At 70.1% G+C, this 1015-nt stretch carries 2 protein-coding genes; both read left to right on the top strand.

The annotated features are described in order from the left end of the window. A partial coding sequence (locus AB0M20_RS45680; protein ID WP_364307950.1) for an alpha/beta hydrolase occupies nt 1–433 on the top strand: 433 nt, incomplete at its 5' end. A gap of 113 nt (nt 434–546) precedes the next feature. Further along, the coding region (locus AB0M20_RS45675) for a biosynthetic peptidoglycan transglycosylase (protein ID WP_364307948.1) at nt 547–1015 on the top strand (469 nt) is incomplete at its 3' end.

The following is a 1015-nucleotide window of genomic DNA, read 5'->3' as shown; positions in this document are numbered from 1 at the left end:
GCTCTTCCCGATCCTCAACAACCCGGCGAAGCGCCACCAGGCAGCCGGCTTCACACCGGAACAGTGGCACTACGCGTTCACCAACACACTGTCCGAAGAAGACTCGCACGCGGCCTACGACCGCTATGCCATCCCGGCGCCGGGCAGCTGGGTGTGGGCCTACGGGCTGATCGCCAACTTCAAGCCCGGCAAGCAGGAGACGTGGGTCGATTTCAAGAATCCCGATCGCGCTCCGCTGCTGTTCATCGCGGGCGGTGAGGACCACATCATGCCCGCGTCGGTGAACCGGTCGAACGCCAACCACTACAAGGGCGAGGGCACCGTCACCGAGCTCGTCGAGGTGCCCGGCCGGTCGCATTGGACGTGCGCCGAGCCGGGCTGGGAGCAGATCGCCGACACCGCCCTCGACTGGGCGCTGCGCCACGCGCGTTAGCTGTCGGCGTCCGTGCGCAGGACCTGCCCGCTGAACACCGCCGTGGCGGAGGTCACGACCGAACCGGGCCGCCGGTCCAGCGAAATCTCAGACTCCCGGAGTACGGACGACGTATGGCGTTTCGTGCGACCGGCCGCGCCGGTGTCCCGGCGCGGCTCGGAGGACTCCTCCTGCTCGTGAGCGTGCTCGTCATCGTGGTCGCGGTGCCGATCGGCCTGCTCGCCGGCGTGGCCGGGGCGTACTGGTCCGGCGTCCGGAAGGACGGGCTGCCGCAGCAGGTGCTCGAGCCGGTCACCGACCAGGTCACCCGGGTCTACGCGAGCGACGGCAGGACGCTGATCGCCAGCTTCTACGACGAGGACCGGCACGACATCGGCCTCGCCCAGATCGCCCCGGTGATGCGGCAGGCGATCGTCGCCGCCGAGGACGTGCGGTTCTACCAGCATGGCGGCGTCGACCCGAAGGGCGTGCTGCGCGCGCTGGTCGCCGACGCCGGCCGGGGCGGCGCGCGGCAGGGGGCGTCGACGCTGACCATGCAGCTGATCCGCAACGCGCTCAAGAACGACCCGAAGCTCACCCCGG

Origin of the sequence: Actinoplanes sp. NPDC051633 (assembly GCF_040681735.1) — a bacterium.
Lineage (GTDB): Bacteria > Actinomycetota > Actinomycetes > Mycobacteriales > Micromonosporaceae > Actinoplanes.
The sequence above is the reverse complement of the archived record's forward strand: the minus strand, read 5'-3'. Positions and strand labels throughout refer to the sequence as shown.